Origin of the sequence: Streptomyces sp. cg35, assembly GCF_050410835.1 — a bacterium.
GTDB lineage: Bacteria > Actinomycetota > Actinomycetes > Streptomycetales > Streptomycetaceae > Streptomyces.
In genome coordinates this window covers 7,732,613-7,750,449 of the sequence record NZ_CP191268.1, presented here as the reverse complement: position 1 = coordinate 7,750,449, position 17,837 = coordinate 7,732,613, and the positions used below count along the sequence as shown (strand labels likewise).

Below are 17,837 nucleotides of genomic sequence, written 5' to 3'. Positions count from 1 at the left end.
AAGCCGGTGAGTGTTACCTTTCGCGTGCGTCAAGCCATCGCACGGGCGGGGAGATCCTCATGGAGACCACACAGCGGACCGATCAGCGCGCGGAGCAGCAGTCCGCCGCCGAGCGCCGGCGGCGCGAGCTGCTGGAGGCCGCTGACCGCGTCGTGCTCCGGGACGGACCGGGCGCCTCGATGAACGCCATCGCGGCCGAGGCCGGGATCACCAAGCCGATCCTGTACCGGCACTTCGGCGACAAGGGCGGGCTCTACGCGGCCCTCGCCACACGCCACACGGACGCCCTTCTCGCCTCGCTGCGCGCCGCACTGGACGCGCCCGCGGCGCGCCGTGAGCGTGTGGAAGCGACACTCGACACCTACTTGGCGGCGATCGAGGCCAGGCCTCAGGTCTACCGGTTCCTGATGCATCCGGCGGAGGGGTCCCCCGGCGATTCCGGCTTCGACGTGGGACGCCACTCGGCCCCGCTGCTGCGCCGGATGGGCGAGGAACTGGCCGAGGTCATCGAGGAACGCGTGGACCTCGGACCGGGCAGCCAGCAGCTGGCCCGCGTCTGGGGGCACGGCATCGTCGGGATGATGCACGCCGCCGGCGACTGGTGGCTGGGCGAACGGCCCTGTACGCGGGCCGAATTGGTGCAGGGACTGGCCGACCTGCTGTGGGGACGGCTGGCCGCCGCCGGCGACAAGGTGGGCGGGCCCGGGTTCTGAGGCTCGCTCAATCGCGCCGGGCCGGCCGGGCCGGCCCGTCTACAGGGCCGTGCTCCGCGCCCAGGGTGCCCGCGCCGCCTGACGGAGCACCCGGCGCCGGCGCCAACCGGTGACCCGGTCCGTGTACGTACGGCCCTCCACGTGGTCGCACTCGTGCTGAAGGCACCGCGCGAACCAGCCCGTGCCGTGGATCACCACAGGGGCGCCCGTCATATCGAAGCCCTCCACGCGCGCGTGGTCGAAGCGGGGCGTGCCCGCCTCCAGGCCCGGCAGCGACAGGCAGCCCTCGGGGCCGCGCACGACGACGCCGTCCGCCTCGACCAGACGCGGGTTCACGACGTGACCTACGTGACGCACATCGTCGTCGTCCTCGCAGTCGTACACGAAGACCCGCAAGGATTCGCCGACCTGGTTGGCGGCGAGGCCGACGCCCTGGGCCGCGTACATCGTGGCGAACATGTCCTGCACCAGCGCCGCGAGCGACGGCCCGAAGTCCGTGACGTCCGCACAGGGTTGGTGCAGCACGGGATCGCCGAGCAGGGTCAGGGGTCGTACGCGCCCGGAGGCGCCCGGGATCGAGCCGTGTCGCATGGCCGTAAGGGTACGGTCCGACCTGCACCCCGATCCGCTGGTGGTGCCGCGGTTCGGGCTTGTCAGAGGATCTCGATAGGCTGAGGCAGGATAGCGATGCCCGGGGCAGGCGCGGCGCCGTACGCAAGGAGGACCCAGGAATGTCAGGCAACTCGGAGTCGATGACTCCGCGGGCCAAGCTGGCCGTGACGGCCGGGAAGGCCGCGGCCGCGGTGTCGCGAGCGGCGGGCCGCGGCAGCGGATCGGTGATCGGCGGCAAGGTCGCGCTCAGGCTCGACCCCGAGCTGCTCGGACGGCTCGCCCAGCACCTCGACGTCGTGCTCGTCTCGGCGACGAACGGCAAGACGACGACCACGCGCCTGATCGCCGAGGCGCTGCGCGCCAGCGGCCCCGTCGTCTCGAACGCGCTGGGCGCGAACATGCCGGCGGGCATCACGTCCGCCCTGGCCGGCGGCTCCGACGCCAAGTTCGGCGTCATCGAGGTCGACGAGAAGTACCTGGCCGGCGTCGCCCGCGACACCGGCCCCAAGGCGATCGCCCTGCTCAACCTGTCGCGCGACCAGCTCGACCGCGCCGCCGAGACCCGGATGCTCGCCGAGAAGTGGCGCGAGGGCCTGGCCGGTTCGAAGTCCATCGTGATCGCCAACGCCGACGACCCCCTCGTGGTGTGGGCCGCCTCCTCCTCGCCGAACGTGGTGTGGGTCGCCGCCGGCCAGGAGTGGAAGGACGACGCCTGGTCCTGCCCGGCGTGCGGCGGCGTGATGCAGCGCCCCGGCGACGACTGGTTCTGCGGCGAGTGCGGCTTCCGGCGCCCGACCGCGAGCTGGGCGCTGCAGGGCGACTACGTCCTGGACCCGCACGGTTCCGCCTGGCCGATCCACCTCCAGCTGCCGGGCCGGGCCAACAAGGCGAACGCGGCCTCCTCGGCCGCCGTCGCCGCCTGCTTCGGTGTGCCGCCGCAGGTCGCCCTGGAGCGCATGTACCAGGTGCAGGCCGTGGCCGGCCGTTACGACGTCGTGCAGTTCCAGAACCGCGACCTGCGTCTGCTGCTCGCGAAGAACCCCGCGGGCTGGCTCGAAACGTTCACTCTGATCGACCCGCCGCCCACCCCCGTGATCCTTTCGGTGAACGCGCGGGGCGCCGACGGCACCGACACCTCCTGGCTGTGGGACGTCGACTACACGCGTCTCGCCGGACACCCGATCTGCGTGATCGGTGACCGCAAGCTCGACCTCGCGGTCCGCCTCGAGGTCGCCGGCCTGGACTTCCGGGTGTGCGAGACGCTCGACGAGGCGGTGCAGCTGTCGCCGCAGGGCCGGATCGAGCTCATCGCCAACTACACCGCGTTCCAGGACGTCCGCCGCCGCGTGGGCAACTGACCGGATCTGCACGAGGACCAGCTAAGGATCATGAGCATGAGTGACAACAGCCTGCGTCTGGTGTGGGTCTACCCCGACCTGCTGAGCACCTACGGCGACCAGGGCAACGCCCTCGTGGTGGAGCGCCGGGCCCGTCAGCGCCGTCTTCAGGTCGAGCGCTACGACGTGCGCAGCGACCAGCCGGTGCCCACCTCCGGCGACATCTACCTGATCGGCGGCGGCGAGGACCGCCCGCAGCGCCTCGCAGCCGAGCGGCTGCGCCGCGACGGCGGTCTGCAGCGCGCCGTGGCCAACGGCGCGATCGTCTTCTCCGTGTGCGCCGGGTACCAGATCCTCGGCCACGAGTTCATCAACGACCTCGGGGAGCGCGAGCCGGGCCTCGGCCTGCTCGACGTCGTGTCCACGCGCGGCGAGGGCGAGCGGTGCGTCGGCGACGTACTGGGCGACATCGACCCGCAGTTGGGCCTGCCGCCGCTGACCGGTTTCGAGAACCACCAGGGCGTCACGCACCTCGGCCCGTCGGCGCGGCCGTTCGCCCGTACCCGGATCGGCAAGGGCAACGGCACGGGGGACGGCACCGAGGGCGCCTTCAACGACACCGTGTTCGGCACGTACATGCACGGGCCGGTGCTGGCCCGCAACCCGCTGATCGCCGATCTGCTGCTGAAGCTGGCGCTCGATGTGAACGCGCTGCCGCCGGTGGATGACCAGTGGTACGAGGCGCTCCGCAACGAGCGGATTGCTGCTGCTACCGCACAGCCCGCCTGAGCGTCCGCCCCTTCTGTCCGTCCCGCGGGCGCGGGTGCGTCGTGGTCGATCACGCGGTTCCCCGCGCCCCTTAAGGGCGCGTCCGCGCCCATCTGAGCGGGCCTGTCCACCTGGCGGACGCCCCTTACGGGCGCACCCCGGAACGCCGCTAAGGTAGCGGCGATCCAGCCGGACGATGTGGTCCGGTCATCGGCCCACGTTTGCAAAGGTATTCCGGGCTTATGCGTATTGGTGTCCTCACCTCCGGCGGCGACTGCCCCGGTCTGAATGCCGTGATCCGTTCGGTCGTGCACCGTGCCGTCGTCGACCACGGCGACGAGGTCATCGGCTTCCACGACGGGTGGAAGGGCCTGCTCGAGTGCGACTACCGCAAGCTGGACCTCGACGCGGTGGGCGGCATCCTCGCCCGCGGCGGCACCATCCTCGGCTCCTCCCGGGTCCAGCCCGCGCATCTGCGGGACGGTGTCGAGCGGGCCAAGGGGCACGTCGCCGATCTCGGTCTCGACGCGATCATCCCGATCGGCGGTGAGGGCACGCTCAAGGCGGCCCGGCTGCTGTCCGACGGCGGTCTGCCGATCGTCGGCGTACCGAAGACCATCGACAACGACATCGCCGTCACCGACGTGACGTTCGGCTTCGACACGGCCGTCGGTGTGGCCACCGAGGCGCTCGACCGGCTGAAGACGACGGCCGAGTCGCACCAGCGGGTGCTGATCGTCGAGGTCATGGGGCGGCACACCGGCTGGATCGCGCTGCACTCGGGCATGGCCGCGGGCGCCCACGCGGTCGTCGTGCCGGAGCGGCCCTTCGACATCGACGAGCTGGCCAAGAAGGTCGGCGAGCGGTTCGAGGCCGGCAAGAAGTTCGCCATCGTCGTCGCCGCCGAGGGCGCGAAGCCCCGGGCCGGCTCGATGGAGTTCGACGAGGGCGGCAAGGACGTCTACGGCCACGAGCGGTTCGCCGGGATCGCGCGCCAGCTCTCCGTCGAGCTGGAGCAGCGGCTCGGCAAGGAGGCGCGTCCTGTGATCCTCGGCCATGTGCAGCGCGGGGGTACCCCGACCGCGTACGACCGGGTGCTGGCGACGCGCTTCGGCTGGCACGCGGTGGAGGCGGTGCACCGCGGAGAGTTCGGCAAGATGACCGCGCTGCGCGGCACCGACATCGTGATGGTGTCGCTCGCCGAGGCCGTCGAGACGCTGAAGACGGTGCCCGCGGAGCGCTACGCCGAGGCGGAGTGCGTGCTCTGAGGTCCGCCGCTTCCACGGCTTCTCCCGTCGCGTCTTTAGTCGCGCTTTGAAGGAACTGCCCCCGGCCGAACCCTCGGCCGGGGGCAGTTCTACTCTGGTGGCGCACAATCCGTACGAAACGAGCAACAGGAGCCGGCGGATGGATCACAGCGGGCACGGCATGAACATGGATCTGCCGCCGTTCACGCTGGGGCGCGGCCTCGCCTGGTCGGCCGACCCCTTCTTCCTCGTCGGCTGCCTCCTGGCCCTCGCCCTCTACGGGTGGGGCGTCGTCCGGCTCGCGCGGCGCGGCGACTCCTGGCCGGTGGCACGGACCGTCGCCTTCGTCGTGGGTGTGCTCACCATCGGTCTCGTGATGTGCACCAAGCTGAACGACTACGGGATGGTCATGTTCAGCGTGCACATGGTGCAGCACATGGTCATCAGCATGCTGTCGCCGATCCTGCTGCTCATGGGCGCCCCGATCACGCTCGCGCTGCGGGCGCTGCCGGTCTCGGCGCAGCGCGGCAGCAAGGGTCCGCGCGAGCTTCTGCTGATGCTGCTGCACAGCCGCTACATGCGGATCATCACGCACCCGGCGTTCACGATCCCGCTCTTCATCGCCAGCCTCTACGCGCTCTACTTCACGCCGCTGTTCGACTTCTTGATGGGGTCGAAGGTCGGGCACATCGCGATGATGGTGCACTTCCTCGCCGTGGGCGTGGTGTTCTTCTGGCCGATCATGGGCGTGGACCCGGGGCCGCACCGTCCCGGCTATGTGATGCGGATGCTGGAGCTGTTCGCGGGCATGCCGTTCCACGCCTTCTTCGGGATCGCTCTGATGATGGCGAGCACGTCGATGGTCGGTACGTTCGACAACCCGCCGGCCTCGCTCGGCATCGATCCTCTCTCCGACCAGGTCGCGGCGGGCGGGATCGCCTGGGCGTTCAGTGAGGTGCCCTCCGTCCTGGTCCTGCTCGCACTGCTGTTCCAGTGGAAGAAGTCGGAGGACCGTCAGGCCCGCCGCAAGGACCGCGCCGCGGACCGGGACGGCGACAAGGAGCTGGCGGCGTACAACGCCTACCTGGCCTCGCTGAACGCGCGCGGACAGTAGCGCCACCACCCCCTCACGGGTGACTATGGCCTTCTGGCCGCGGCTCGGGCGCCGCACAACATCACCGTTCGCCGTCCGGGCTGCCGGGAGGAGCGTGTGTGATGCCCGGATCCACGAAGACGATGGGTGTGTTCACGGTCGGCGGCCTGGTGGCCGTCACCGCCTACACGGTCGCCCTCGGCAGCAACGGCTGGCTGTGGTTCGGCTGGGTCGTGCTCGGCCTGATCACGGTCGCGATGGTGGCCTCCCGCAGCGCCTGATCCCATGGATCGCGGGGTACGAGGGCCGCACAAGGCTTGATCGGGCTCTCGCGTGCGCGCTGCCGAGTGACTACTGTGCGCACGCACCACGTCCGTGCCGGCGATGCGGGTCACGGGCTCCATGGGGGAAGGCGACCGGCATGTTCTACCGACTGCTGAAGTACGTGATCCTCGGTCCGCTGCTGCGGCTGATGTTCCGGCCGCGGATCGAGGGGCTCGAGCACATCCCGGAGTCGGGTGCGGCGATCATCGCGGGCAATCACCTGTCGTTCTCCGACCACTTCCTGATGCCGGCGATCATCAAGCGGCGGATCACGTTCCTGGCGAAGGCCGAGTACTTCACCGGGCCGGGCATCAAGGGACGTCTGACGGCCGCGTTCTTCCGCAGTGCGGGGCAGATCCCGGTCGACCGGTCGGGCAAGGAGGCGGGGCAGGCCGCGATCCGTGAGGGGCTCGGGGTGCTGCGCCGCGGCGAGCTGCTCGGCATCTATCCGGAGGGCACGCGCTCGCACGACGGGCGGCTCTACAAGGGCAAGGTCGGCGTCGCGGCGATGGCGCTGAAGGCGCAGGTCCCGGTGGTGCCGTGCGCGATGATCGGCACGTTCGAGGCGCAGCCGCCGGGTCAGAAGATCCCGAACATGCGGCGGGTGACGATCCGGTTCGGTGAGCCGCTGGACTTCGCGCGGTACGCCGGGATGGACGGCGAGAAGGCGATCCTGCGCGCCGTCACCGACGAGATCATGTACGCGATCCTGGAACTGTCCGGGCAGGAGTACGTCGACAAGTACGCGGCGCTCGTCAAGGCGGAGGCCGAGGAGGCGAAGGCGCGGAGGTTCCCGAGGATGCCGCTGAGCTGACTCCTCTGCGCTGAGCAGAATCCGATGGGCATGCCGCGTCGGCCGACGTACGGTCCGGGCATGAAGACGGCTTTGGTGATCGGTGGGGCAGGGCAGATAGGGCGGGCCTCGGTGCGGGCGCTCGCGCGGGACGGCTGGGCGGTGACGACCGCCTCGCGCGGCGGCGGGCGGGACGCGTCCTGGCCCGACGAGGTGCGGTCGGTGCGGCTCGACCGGGAGGACGACGCGGCGCTCACGGCGCTGGTCGGGGACGGTGTCGACCTGGTCGTGGACATGGTGGCCTTCACGCGGCCGCACGGGCGGCAGCTCGCGGGGCTCGCCGACCGGATCGGTTCGGCCGTGGTGATCTCCAGTGGCGCCGTGTATGAGGACGATCAGGGCCGCAGCTTCGACACCCAGGAGGAGCCCGACGGCAAGCCGCGCTTCCCGGTGCCCGTGCCGGAGACGTGGCGGACGGTCGGGCCGGGCGACGCGACGTACGGGACCCGCAAGGTGCAGCTGGAGCAGGACCTGCTGGAGCTCGGCGAGAAGCTGCCGACGACGCTGATCCGCGCGAGCGCGGTGCACGGCCCGCACTGCCGGACGCCGCGGGAGCTCTACTTCGTGAAGCGGAACCTCGACGGGCGGCGCAGGCGTGTGCTCGCGTACAACGGGGAGAGCCGTTTTCATCCGGCGAGCGTGGCCAACCTGGCGGAACTGGTGCGGCTCGCGGCGGCCCGGCCCGGCTCGCGGGTGCTGAACGGGTCCGACCCGGACTCCCCCACGGTCGCCGAGATCGGCGCCAGGATCGACGCGCTGATGGGTGTGGAGACGGAGACGGTCCTGGTCGAGGGGCCGCCCCCGGCGCCGACGGTCGGGGACACGCCGTGGTCGCTGCCGTACCCGTTCGTCTTCGACATGTCCGCGGCGGAGCGGGAGCTGGGGTACCGGCCCGTCACGACGTACGCCGACGCGCTGCCGGAGACGGTGGACTGGCTGGCCGGGCGGCTGCGGGAGCAGGACTGGGTGGACGGCTTCCCGAAGATGGTGGCGTCGTACACGACCGGGATCTTCGACTACGCGGCCGAGGACGCCTGGCTGGCCGCCCGGGGCTGACCGCGCAGGACACGAGCAAGGCCCGGCCCTCGCATGCGCTGCGGGGGCCGGGCCTGTTGTTCGCGCTCAGGCGGACGTCACGGCTTCGGAGTGGCGTGCGGGGCGCACGTCACGTCCTTGCTGTCGGTCTTGCCGGTGAGCAGGTAGGTGTCGACACGGTCGTTGATGCAGGGGTTGGTCAGACCGGTGACACCGTGCGAGCCCGCGTCCTTCTCGGTGATCAGGCGGGAGCCCTTGAAGCGCTTGTGCAGCTCGACGGCGCCCTCGTACGGGGTGGCGGCGTCGCGCTCCGACTGGACGATGAGGACGGAGGGCAGACCCTTGCCCGTCTTCACGTCGAGCGGCGTCTGCTGCTTCGTCTTCCACGTGGCGCACGGCAGGTTCATCCACGCGTTGGCCCACGTCATGAACGGGTACTTCTTGTGGAGCTCGGTGTTGTCCTTGTCCCACTTCTTCCAGCTGGTGGGCCACTTGGCGTCGGCGCACTCGACCGCGGTGTAGACCGCGTTGCCGTTCTCCGAGGACGCGTTGCCCGCGGTGTCCGACATGTCGGGGGCGATGGCGTCCACCAGGGCCTGCGTGTCGCCGGCGACGTACTTGCTCCACGTCTGGGCGACGGGCACCCACGAGGAGTCGTAGTACGGCGCGCTCTGGAAGAAGCCGATCAGCTCGGCCGGGCCGACGACCCCGCCGAGGGGGCTCTTCTTCGCGGCGGCGCGCAGGGTCTCCCACTGCTGCTGGACCTTGGCGCGCGTGTCGCCGAGGTGGAAGGTCGCGTCGTTCTTGGCGACCCAGTCCTGCCAGTCCTTCCAGCGGCCCTCGAAGGCGATGTCCTGGTTCAGGTTGGCCTGGTACCAGATGTTGTCCTTCGCCGGGTTGACGACACTGTCCACGATCATGCGGCGGACGTGGCCCGGGAAGAGCGTGCCGTAGACGGCGCCCAGGTAGGTGCCGTAGGAGACGCCCAGGTAGTTGAGCTTCTTCTCACCGAGGGCGGCACGGATGACGTCGAGGTCGCGCGCGGTGTTCGGCGTCGTCATCTGCGGCAGCATCTCGCCGCTCTTCTCGTAGCAGCCGTCCGCGTACTCCTTGGCGAGCTTGCGCTGGGCGCGCTTGTCCGCCTCGGTGTCGGGGACCGGGTCGGCCTTGGGCGCCTTGACGAACTCCTGCGGGTCGATGCAGGAGATCGGCGCGGAGTGGCCGACGCCGCGCGGGTCGAAGCCGACGAAGTCGTACGCCTTCGAGGTCTTCGCCCAGAGCGGGTTCTTGGTGGTGACCCGGGTCGGGAACCGCATGCCCGAGCCGCCGGGACCGCCCGGGTTGTAGACGAGGGCGCCCTGGCGCTCGCTCTTGGTGCCCGTGCTGACGGCACGGTCGACGGCGAGCTTGATCTGCTTGCCGTACGGCTTGGCGTAGTCCAGGGGCACGGTGACCCAACCGCACTGGATCGGCTGGGCGAAGCCCCAGTCGGCGGGGCAGTCCTTCCAGTCGATGCCCTTCTTCGCAGCCTTGGCCGCGGCGACGGCGGCACCCTTCGCCTCACGGTCCTGGGTGCTGCTGCCGTGGTGGCGCGCCTCGGCGCTGGCGGAGGGGGCGGCGACCGCTCCCGCTATCAGCGCCGCCGCGGCGAACGCGCCCGCGGAGCCGATCACCACCTTCCGGCTGCCACGACTCGTCTGTCGAGTCCGTCTCAAGTGAGCCCTCCCGCACATCGATTCGATCGTTACGTCGATCGTGTTGCCGATCGGTACGCGGATCCTGTCGTGTGGAGGGTCCCTGACAACAGAGATGACAGACGTTCTTTACCAATCCGATAAACGGTATAACTCGTCCCGGTGAGCGGTCAGGCCAGTTGGCCCAGCGCGGCGTCCAGCGTACGGCGCAGTCGCAGCGCGTCGGGGGCGACCGCGGTGACCAGGACGGCGGGCCCCGCGAGCGGGGTGAGCGCGGCGGTGCCGTCCGCGTCGAGCACGGCGGCGGACGGCCGCTCGGCCTCGAACTCCGGCCGGACGACGACGAGTTGCCCCAGAGCGCGGTGCCCGGCCAGCACCGCGGGGCCGTCCCAGCCGCCGGGCGCGCCCGGGCCGCAGGCGAGTTCCTGGTCGAGCAGCGGCCGGCCGGCCCGGTACACGGTGAGGCGGCTGGTCAGCCGGCCCGGCTGCTCCCCCACGCGGCCGAGCACCTGCTCCTCGCGCAGCACGAGGGTGGCGTCGGGGGCCAGATCGGCGCGGGTCGTGACGCGCAGGTCGCTGCCGTCCGCCGCGATCAACTGCTCGGGCAGCCAGTCCAGTCGGGCGCCCTCGGCGACGGTGAGCCGGACGTCGTAGCGGGCCTCGCCCTTGTCCTGTCCGGGCAGGGAGAGGGTGGCCGCGACGGAGCCGAGGTGCAGGCGGGCGCCCGGCTCCGCGCGGGCCTCGACGGTGAAGTGGTCGCCGCCGAGGGGGCCGCTCATGGCGCCGACGAGCATCACGCGGGCCTCGGTGCCGGTGGCCCGGGTGCGGCGCAGCGCGAGCGATCCTCCGCTCTCCATGACGGGCAGGGCGGTGCCGCCCCGGCCGTCGCCGCGCGCGGCGACCCGGGCCAGGGAACGGACGCCCGCCCGGGCCTCGTCGCGCCCGCTCACGCGGTCCATGCGGCGAGCCGCCCGCGCACCCAGGCCGCGACGTCGCCGACGCCCGTCTCGGAGCGCAACGACTGCAGCACGACGGGGAGTTCGGCCCGCGACTCCTTGGCGTCGGCGGCCATCCGGGCCAGGTCGGAGCCGACGTACGGCGCCAGGTCGGTCTTGTTGATGACGAGCAGGTCGGCGGTGGTGACGCCCGGGCCGCCCTTGCGCGGGATGTCGTCGCCGCCCGCGACGTCGATGACGAAGAGCTGGGCGTCGACGAGGCCCTTGGAGAACGTGGCGGTGAGGTTGTCGCCGCCGGACTCGACGAGGATCAGGTCGAGCGGGCCGACCTCGTCCTCCAGGTCCTCGACCGCTTCGAGGTTGGCGGAGATGTCGTCGCGGATCGCGGTGTGCGGGCAGGCGCCCGTCTCCACCGCGGTGATCCGCTCGGGCGGCAGCACCGCCTCGCGCAGCAGGAACTCGGCGTCCTCCCGCGTGTAGATGTCGTTCGTGACGACGGCGAGGGAGAGCTCGTTGCGCAGGGCGCGGCACAGCGCGGCGACCGTCGCGGTCTTGCCGGACCCGACGGGCCCGCCGAGCCCGATGCGCAGGGCGCGGCGGGTGCCGTCGGGGCGATGGGCGTCGGCGGAGACGGCGGCGGGGCCGTCGTGGGAGTGGTCGAGGTGCATGGTCTACGGCTCCAGATCAGGTGGTTCGGGGGTGGGGTGCGGCCTACGAGGCGAACAGTCGCACCGGCCAGGCGGCATGCGCCTCGGCCCCGATCTCCAGCAGCGGCGCGGATCCGGCGGGCAAGGCGTCGACACCCTCGTCGACGGCCCGTCCCGCCGCGTCCACGGCGTCCCGCACGGCGATGTCGAGTTCGGGCGCGAGCCGGGCGAGGGCCGCGGTCGCGTCGAACGGGTCGAGGCTCAGCAGGCGCACGGCGGCGGTCGCGGGTCCGCTGACGCCTTCGTACGCGGAGCAGTACGCGGCGTCCTCGGGCCCGAGTCCGGCCGCGCGGGCGGCGAGGCCGAGCACCACCGGCTGGTGCGCCCCCTTGGGGAACTGCCGCGCCAGTGCGTCGAGTTCGGGATGCGGCCAGGTGGCGCGGGCGGCCCGCATCAGCTGCCGGCCGAGCTTGCGCGCGGCCACGCGGAGGGCTGCCGAGGGCGTTCGGGCGTCCGCCGCCGCGTCGAGGGCGACGGGGTCCATGCCGAGCGCCGCGGCGGCGGCGAGGGAGGCCGCCACGACGCCGCTGGTGTGCAGACGGCCGCGGCAGAACTCCTCCAGGCTCGCCGCGCCGGTGATGCGTCCCGCCTTGACCGCGGCCTCCGCCCCGCCGGAGTGGGCGTGCCCACCGGCGGGGAAGCGGCCGTCGGCCAGGACGAGCAGGGCTGCGCGTGTCATGACGTGTTCACCCGGCGGTTCAGAACAGGAAGTACCGCTGGGCGAGCGGCAGTTCGGAGGCGGGCGCGGGTTCCACGAGTTCACCGTCGATGGTCACGGCGAACGAGTCCGGGGTGACCTCGACACGGGGCAGGGCGTCGTTGTTGCGCATGTCGGCCTTGGTGCGGCCGCGGGTCGAGCGGATCGGGACGAACGTGCGCCCCAGGCCGAGGCGTTCCGGAAGGCCGTCCTCGATGGCCTGTTCGCTGGTGAAGTTGAACGAGTTGGCCGCGGGGGCCCGGCCGTGGGCGCCGAACATCGGGCGCGGCAGCACCGGCTGGGGCGTGGGGATGGAGGCGTTGGCGTCGCCCATCTGGGCGTAGGCGATCTGCCCGCCCTTGAGGACCACCTGCGGCTTCACCCCGAAGAACTTGGGGTCCCACAGCACCAGGTCGGCGAGCTTGCCGGTCTCGACGGAGCCGACCTCGTGCTCGATGCCCTGCGCGACGGCCGCGTTGATCGTGTATTTGGCGACATAGCGACGGGCGCGCTGGTTGTCGGCGCGGGTGTCGCCGGGCAGGAAGCCGCGGCGGCGCTTCATCACGTGCGCGGTCTGCCAGGTCCGCATGATGACCTCGCCGATACGGCCCATGGCCTGGGAGTCCGACGACATGATCGAGATGGCGCCCAGGTCGTGCAGGATGTCCTCGGCCGCGATGGTGGTGGGCCGGATACGGGACTCGGCGAAGGCGAGGTCCTCGGGGACCGCGGGGTTGAGGTGGTGGCAGACCATCAGCATGTCGAGGTGTTCCTCGACGGTGTTGACGGTGTGCGGCCGGGTCGGGTTGGTGGAGCTCGGCAGCATGTTGGGCAGCGACACCGCGGTGATCATGTCGGGCGCGTGTCCGCCGCCGGCGCCCTCGACGTGGAAGGCGTGCAGGGTGCGTCCGCCGACGGCGTCGAAGGTGTCCTGGACGAAGCCGGCCTCGTTCAACGTGTCGGTGTGGACGGCGAGTTGGGCGCCGGTCTCCTCGCACACGTCGAGGCAGGCGGAGATCACGGCGGGGGTCGCGCCCCAGTCCTCGTGGATCTTGAAGCCGAGGACGCCGGCGCGCAGCTGGTCGCGCATGGACTCCTTCGACATGGTGTTGCCCTTGCCGAGGAAGCCGATGTTGACGGGGCTGTTCTCCATCGCCGCGAACATCCGGGCGAGGTGCCAGGAGCCGGGGGTGATCGTGGTCGCCTTGGTGCCCTCGGCCGGTCCGGTGCCGCCGCCCACCAAGGTCGTCACGCCCGAGGCGAGGGCCTCGTCGACGATGGTCGGCGAGATGAAGTGGATGTGGGTGTCGATGCCGCCCGCGGTGACGATCTTGCCGTTGCCGGCGATGACCTCGGTCTCCGGGCCGATGACGAGGTCCGGGTGGACACCGTCCATGGTGTCGGGGTTGCCGGACTTGCCGATGCCGGTGATGCGGCCGTCACGGATGCCGATGTCGGCCTTGACGATGCCCCAGTGGTCGATGATCAGGGCGCCGGTGATGACCGTGTCGGGGGTGCCCTCCGCGCGGGTGGCACGCGACTGGCCCATGGATTCCCGGATGACCTTGCCGCCGCCGAAGACGGCCTCGTCGCCGGAGAGGCCGGGGCCGCCCGAGCGGTCCTCCTCGATCTCGACGAGCAGATCGGTGTCGGCGAGGCGGACGCGGTCGCCGGTGGTGGGGCCGAACAGGTCGGCGTAGGCGGCGCGGGACAGCTCAGGCATCGAGAGCACCTCCGGTCTCACCGCGCAGGCCGGGGACGACCCGGTTGCCCGCGAGGGGTACGAGTGCGACGTCGACGGGGATGCCGGGTTCGAAGCGAACGGCGGTGCCCGCGGCGATGTTCAGCCGCCGGCCGCGGGCGGCGGCCCGGTCGAAGTCGAGACCGGGATTGGCCTCGGCGAAGTGGTAGTGGGAGCCGATCTGGATGGGCCGGTCGGCGGCGTTGAGCACCGTCATACGTATGACGTCGCGGCCCTCGTTGTACACGACCGGCTCGTCGGCGAAGAGGACCTCTCCGGGAATCATGGCGCGCCCCCGTCAGACGATCGGCTCGTGGACGGTGACGAGTTTGGTGCCGTCCGGGAAGGTCGCCTCGACCTGGACGTCGTGGATCATCTCGGGGATGCCCTCCATGACGTCGTCCCGGGTGAGCAACTTCCGCCCGGAGGACATGAGTTCAGCGACGGTGCGGCCGTCCCGGGCCCCTTCGAGGATGTGCGAGGTGATCAGCGCGACCGCCTCGGGGTGATTGAGCTTCAGACCCCGGCCCCGGCGCTTCTCCGCCACGTCGGCAGCCACATGAATGAGCAGTCTCTCCTGCTCGTGCGGGGTCAGTTGCACGCGTCCCACCTCACAGTCCTTCGCTCCGGACCGTGCGGGGCCCGGCTGCCGCGGCCACCGCGACGGGTATAGATGTAACACACAAGAAATGCGCGCGATCTTGCGCACCCCGGATACAGAAACCCCTGGTGGCGTGGGGCGCAGGCTAGTTGGGCGGAGTTTCAACGAGGTTAACCGTCGCTTGACCGCCGCATTGCCGTCAGCTGACCTCCTCCATGCCCATCAGGCCGCGCAGACCGTTCTGCAGCGTCTCGATCGGCTCCTCGCCGAAGAGCGCCTGCTGGGCCACGAACCCCTGGGCCGCGGCGATCATCGTCCGCGCGACGGCGTCCGGGGCGGCGTCGGCGCGCATCATCCCCGCCTCCCGGTACCCCTCGACGATCGTGACCCAGGCCGCTCGCACCCGCTCGAAGCCCTCCCGGATCACGGCGGCGAGGTCGTCGTTGCGCAGGGTCTCCGTCCACACCTGGACGATGAGCCGCGGAAAGTAGGACGTTCCGTCGACCCGCAGCCCGGGCCGCTCGCGCAGCACCTCCCCCATGACCGTGCCGATGAGTTCGTACGGCGGCGGGGGCGGCGCCTGCTGTCCGGCCGCCTCGAACGCGGAGCGGAGGTCGTCGAGCACCTCCGTGACGATGGCGTGGATCAGCTCGTCCTTGCCGCGGAAGTAGCGGTAGACCGCGCCGGCCGAGAGGTCCACCTCCTTCAGGACGTCCTGCATCGACGTGGCATGGAAGCCGTTGCGGGCGAAGCAGAGCGCGGCGCCGTCCAGGATCTGGCGGCGGCGGGCGTCGAGGTGCTCTTGGGATACGCGGGCCATGGTCCTCAAAATAAAACGAACATTCATTCTTGACAAGCCACCACCCGGTCGGGAGAGTGGGGCGCATCAAGTAAAACGAACGATCCTTCGCTATGGCCGCTCGTATCCGTCCGCTGGAGCATCCATGTCCACTCCTCCCTCCGCCTCGCCCACCCCGCCCCCGCCCCGGCCGCCGCACGGCCGCACGATGGTCGGCGTGGCGCTGCTCGTCCCCCTGCTCGCGGCCCTGGCCCTGTGGGCGTTCGCCTGGCCCGCGGCCCGGACGGCCCCGCGCGATCTGCCGCTCGGCGTCGCGGGTCCGGCCGCCGCCGCAGGCCCCGTGGAGCGACAACTGCGCGCGCAGGACGGGGCGTTCGAGGTGCACCGGTACGCCGACGAGGCGGCCGCCCGCACCGCGATCGAGGACCGGGTCGTATACGGAGCGGTGGTGGCGGCACCCGCCGGCCCCAGGCTGCTGACGGCGTCGGCGGCGAGCCCGGTCGTGGCGCAGTTGCTGCAGCAGGCCGTGACGGCACAGGCGCCCGACGGAGCGAAGGTGACGACCGTCGACGTGGTTCCCGCACCGGCGGCCGATCCCCGCGGCTCCGTGCTGAGTTCGAGCGTCCTGCCGTTGGCGATCGCCGGGGTGGCCGGCGGCGCGATCGTGACGATACTGCGGCTGCGCAGCCTCCGGGCGGTCGCCTCGCTGCTGGCCGCCGCGTCCGTGGTGGGCCTCGCGGCAGCCGCGCTGGCGCACAGCTGGCTCGGCGTCCTGACGGGCAACTGGTGGACGGAGGCCGGGGTCCTGGGCCTGTCCTCCCTCGCGGTGGGAGCGACGGTGGCCGGCCTCGGGGCCCTGATCGGCCCGGCGGGGATCGGGGTCGGTGCCCTGTCGATGGTGCTGCTCGGCAATCCGTTCTCCGGGGTGGCCTCGGCGCCGCAGCTGCTGCCCGAACCGGTGGGATTCCTCGGCCAGTTGCTGCCGCCGGGCGCCGGAGGATCGCTGCTGCGCTCGGTCGCCTACTTCGACGGAGCACGGGCGACAGCGCCCGCGCTGACCCTCGCCGCGTGGGCGCTGCTCGGCCTCAGCGCCGTCCTGCTCGGCGCCCTGCGCGGGCGGCGCACGACGACGACCGCGCGGGCCGCGGAACCGGCGGGGACGCCGGCACCCGTGGGCTGAGCGAGCGCGCACACGAACCGGCCGTGCATCCCCGCTGTAGCGGACGGGGGTGCACGGCCTTGCGCGTGCGGGGACGTGGAGGGCGCTTAGCGGACGTCGGGGCCGCGATGCTCGGCGGCGATGCCGAACCGCTGCCGTTCACCCGTAGCGGACGTCAGGGAGCCGACGCGGGAGACGGAACTGATCACCGGCTCCTCCGCGGGGTCACCGGACGGCTCCCCCAGCGCTTCGAGTCGCTCCAGGTCAGCGGCCGAGACGAGGGCGACGAGCGGCTTGCCGTGCCGGGTGACGACGACGCGCTCCCCGCCGTACACCACGCGGTTGATCAAGTCGGCGAGCTCAGCCCTGGCTTGCGTCACCGGAATCTCGTAGGCCATGCTCGCCATCGTACGTCATGTACGTCCTGTACATTTTTTACAGAGACGGCTCTCCGGGCGGTCGGGGAGCCGTGACGAGCACAGGAGGCGCGAGCACCATGACCCGTCCGTCCGGCCGTTACGTCCTGCCCGAGTTCACGGAGCGCACCGCCTCGGGGCACCGCACGCTCGATCCGTACGGGAAGCTGCTGGAGGAGCGCATCGTCTTCCTCGGCACGCCGATCGACGACACGTCCGCCAACGACGTGATGGCGCAGTTCATGCATCTCGAATACGCGGCGCCGGACCAGGACATCTCGCTGTACATCAACTCCCCCGGCGGCTCGTTCAGCGCCATGACGGCCGTCTACGACACGATGCAGTACGTCAGTTGCGAGGTGGAGACGATCTGTCTGGGGCAGGCGGCGTCCGTGGCCGCGGTGCTGCTCGCCGCCGGGACGCCGGGGAAGCGGCTGATGCTGCCCGGTTCGCGCGTGGTGCTCGACCAGCCCGCGCTTCCCGAGCCCGCCCAGGGCCAGCCCACCGATCTGGAGATCCAGGCGCGCGAAATGGTGCGGATGCGCGCGCAGTTGGAGGAGCTGCTCGCGCGGCACTCGGGGCGGGAGAAGGAGCGGGTGAGCCGCGACATCGAGCGGGACACCGTGCTCGACGCCCAACAGGCGCTGGAGTACGGCCTGGTGGACCGTGTCGTACAGAGCCGCGGGACCACGCTCGGCGCACCCGGCGCGAGGTGACGCGTCGATGTATCCCCCCGAACTGCCACCGCTGCCCGCGCTGACCCGCGCCGAGTGCGAGCTGGTCGACAGCTATCTGGCGGTGGTCGATCTGATCGCGCGCATCAATCCGGCGCGCGGCGACGACACCTACCGGGGCCTGCGCGCGGCACAGGCGCTCGTCAGCCGCGCGACGGCGCTGCGGGACGCCCTGGCGCTGATGCACCGGCGGGGCGAGAGCGAGGTGCACGCGGCAACCCTGACGCGCGCGTTGCGCGTCCTTGACGGCGAAAGGCGGACACAGAGAGTCACTTTGCCGCCGGAAACGATCCATTGAGGACAGAGCTCGGCCGAGACGTCTGCGCCGGAGTCGAAACGGCCCAGATGGTG

At 71.4% G+C, this 17,837-nt stretch carries 21 protein-coding genes; 11 read left to right on the top strand and 10 right to left on the bottom strand.

Annotated elements, in window-relative coordinates; genetic code table 11:
- Positions 1-59 precede the first annotated feature (59 nt).
- A complete protein-coding gene (locus ACQUQD_RS35835; RefSeq protein WP_428956358.1) occupies positions 60-713 on the top strand; it encodes a TetR family transcriptional regulator in 654 nt (217 codons plus the stop codon).
- Positions 714-752: 39 nt separating this feature from the next.
- Here ACQUQD_RS35835 and def read toward each other — a convergent pair whose 3' ends face one another.
- Positions 753-1,304: a peptide deformylase gene (gene def, locus ACQUQD_RS35830; protein WP_428956357.1), complete on the bottom strand. Its 552-nt coding sequence runs from the start codon at positions 1,302-1,304 to the stop codon at positions 753-755.
- Between the two features lie 140 nt (positions 1,305-1,444).
- On the opposite strand from def, the gene ACQUQD_RS35825 reads away from it, so the two are divergent.
- The 7 genes from ACQUQD_RS35825 (at position 1,445) to ACQUQD_RS35795 (ending at position 8,003) form a co-directional block, all read left to right on the top strand.
- Positions 1,445-2,683, top strand: a complete 1,239-nt coding sequence (locus tag ACQUQD_RS35825; protein WP_428956356.1) for a MurT ligase domain-containing protein — start codon at positions 1,445-1,447, stop codon at positions 2,681-2,683.
- Positions 2,684-2,719: 36 nt separating this feature from the next.
- The gene (locus tag ACQUQD_RS35820; RefSeq protein WP_428956355.1) at positions 2,720-3,451 is read left to right on the top strand and encodes a type 1 glutamine amidotransferase; all 732 of its coding nucleotides are present in this window, start codon (positions 2,720-2,722) and stop codon (positions 3,449-3,451) included.
- Between the two features lie 221 nt (positions 3,452-3,672).
- A complete protein-coding gene (locus tag ACQUQD_RS35815; RefSeq protein ID WP_428956354.1) occupies positions 3,673-4,698 on the top strand; it encodes a 6-phosphofructokinase in 1,026 nt (341 codons plus the stop codon).
- Between the two features lie 139 nt (positions 4,699-4,837).
- Positions 4,838-5,791, top strand: coding sequence for a cytochrome c oxidase assembly protein (locus ACQUQD_RS35810; RefSeq protein WP_428956353.1), 954 nt, complete (start codon positions 4,838-4,840; stop codon positions 5,789-5,791).
- A 101-nt stretch (positions 5,792-5,892) separates the two neighbouring features.
- The gene (locus ACQUQD_RS35805) at positions 5,893-6,051 is read left to right on the top strand and encodes a hypothetical protein (RefSeq protein ID WP_324768595.1); all 159 of its coding nucleotides are present in this window, start codon (positions 5,893-5,895) and stop codon (positions 6,049-6,051) included.
- Positions 6,052-6,191: 140 nt separating this feature from the next.
- Complete coding sequence (locus ACQUQD_RS35800; RefSeq protein WP_428956352.1) at positions 6,192-6,908, top strand: lysophospholipid acyltransferase family protein; 717 nt, start codon at positions 6,192-6,194, stop codon at positions 6,906-6,908.
- A 60-nt stretch (positions 6,909-6,968) separates the two neighbouring features.
- Complete coding sequence (locus ACQUQD_RS35795) at positions 6,969-8,003, top strand: NAD-dependent epimerase/dehydratase family protein (RefSeq protein ID WP_428956351.1); 1,035 nt, start codon at positions 6,969-6,971, stop codon at positions 8,001-8,003.
- Between the two features lie 77 nt (positions 8,004-8,080).
- Here the strand turns inward: ACQUQD_RS35795 and ACQUQD_RS35790 are convergent, their stop codons facing one another.
- The 8 genes from ACQUQD_RS35790 to ACQUQD_RS35755 form a co-directional block, all read right to left on the bottom strand.
- Entirely contained in the window at positions 8,081-9,715 is a 1,635-nt protein-coding gene (locus ACQUQD_RS35790; protein ID WP_428956350.1) for an alpha/beta hydrolase, read from the bottom strand.
- A gap of 131 nt (positions 9,716-9,846) precedes the next feature.
- Positions 9,847-10,635 (bottom strand): urease accessory protein UreD, encoded by a 789-nt coding sequence (locus tag ACQUQD_RS35785; protein WP_428956349.1) that lies wholly within the window; start codon positions 10,633-10,635, stop codon positions 9,847-9,849.
- Positions 10,623-11,300: an urease accessory protein UreG gene (ureG, locus tag ACQUQD_RS35780; protein WP_428956348.1), complete on the bottom strand. Its 678-nt coding sequence runs from the start codon at positions 11,298-11,300 to the stop codon at positions 10,623-10,625. Before ureG ends, ACQUQD_RS35785 begins: the two co-directional genes overlap by 13 nt.
- Positions 11,301-11,343: 43 nt before the next feature.
- Complete coding sequence (locus tag ACQUQD_RS35775) at positions 11,344-12,018, bottom strand: urease accessory protein UreF (RefSeq protein ID WP_428956347.1); 675 nt, start codon at positions 12,016-12,018, stop codon at positions 11,344-11,346.
- Between the two features lie 19 nt (positions 12,019-12,037).
- Positions 12,038-13,759 (bottom strand): urease subunit alpha, encoded by a 1,722-nt coding sequence (locus tag ACQUQD_RS35770; protein WP_428956346.1) that lies wholly within the window; start codon positions 13,757-13,759, stop codon positions 12,038-12,040.
- Entirely contained in the window at positions 13,752-14,063 is a 312-nt protein-coding gene (locus tag ACQUQD_RS35765; protein ID WP_428956345.1) for an urease subunit beta, read from the bottom strand. The genes ACQUQD_RS35770 and ACQUQD_RS35765 overlap by 8 nt, the downstream gene beginning before the upstream one ends.
- Before the next feature lie 12 nt (positions 14,064-14,075).
- The gene (locus ACQUQD_RS35760; protein WP_428957735.1) at positions 14,076-14,378 is read right to left on the bottom strand and encodes an urease subunit gamma; all 303 of its coding nucleotides are present in this window, start codon (positions 14,376-14,378) and stop codon (positions 14,076-14,078) included.
- Between the two features lie 199 nt (positions 14,379-14,577).
- Entirely contained in the window at positions 14,578-15,198 is a 621-nt protein-coding gene (locus tag ACQUQD_RS35755; RefSeq protein WP_428956344.1) for a TetR/AcrR family transcriptional regulator, read from the bottom strand.
- Positions 15,199-15,322: 124 nt separating this feature from the next.
- On the opposite strand from ACQUQD_RS35755, the gene ACQUQD_RS35750 reads away from it, so the two are divergent.
- Positions 15,323-16,357 carry an ABC transporter permease gene (locus ACQUQD_RS35750; RefSeq protein WP_428956343.1) on the top strand — a complete coding sequence of 345 codons (1,035 nt, stop codon included), beginning with the start codon at positions 15,323-15,325 and terminating at the stop codon, positions 16,355-16,357.
- A gap of 86 nt (positions 16,358-16,443) precedes the next feature.
- Here ACQUQD_RS35750 and ACQUQD_RS35745 read toward each other — a convergent pair whose 3' ends face one another.
- The gene (locus tag ACQUQD_RS35745; protein ID WP_428956342.1) at positions 16,444-16,734 is read right to left on the bottom strand and encodes a type II toxin-antitoxin system Phd/YefM family antitoxin; all 291 of its coding nucleotides are present in this window, start codon (positions 16,732-16,734) and stop codon (positions 16,444-16,446) included.
- Between the two features lie 98 nt (positions 16,735-16,832).
- Between ACQUQD_RS35745 and ACQUQD_RS35740 the strand changes: the two genes are divergently transcribed.
- Positions 16,833-17,468: an ATP-dependent Clp protease proteolytic subunit gene (locus ACQUQD_RS35740; RefSeq protein WP_428956341.1), complete on the top strand. Its 636-nt coding sequence runs from the start codon at positions 16,833-16,835 to the stop codon at positions 17,466-17,468.
- A 7-nt stretch (positions 17,469-17,475) separates the two neighbouring features.
- The gene (locus tag ACQUQD_RS35735) at positions 17,476-17,784 is read left to right on the top strand and encodes a hypothetical protein (protein ID WP_428956340.1); all 309 of its coding nucleotides are present in this window, start codon (positions 17,476-17,478) and stop codon (positions 17,782-17,784) included.
- The last annotated feature ends 53 nt before the right edge of the window (positions 17,785-17,837 follow it).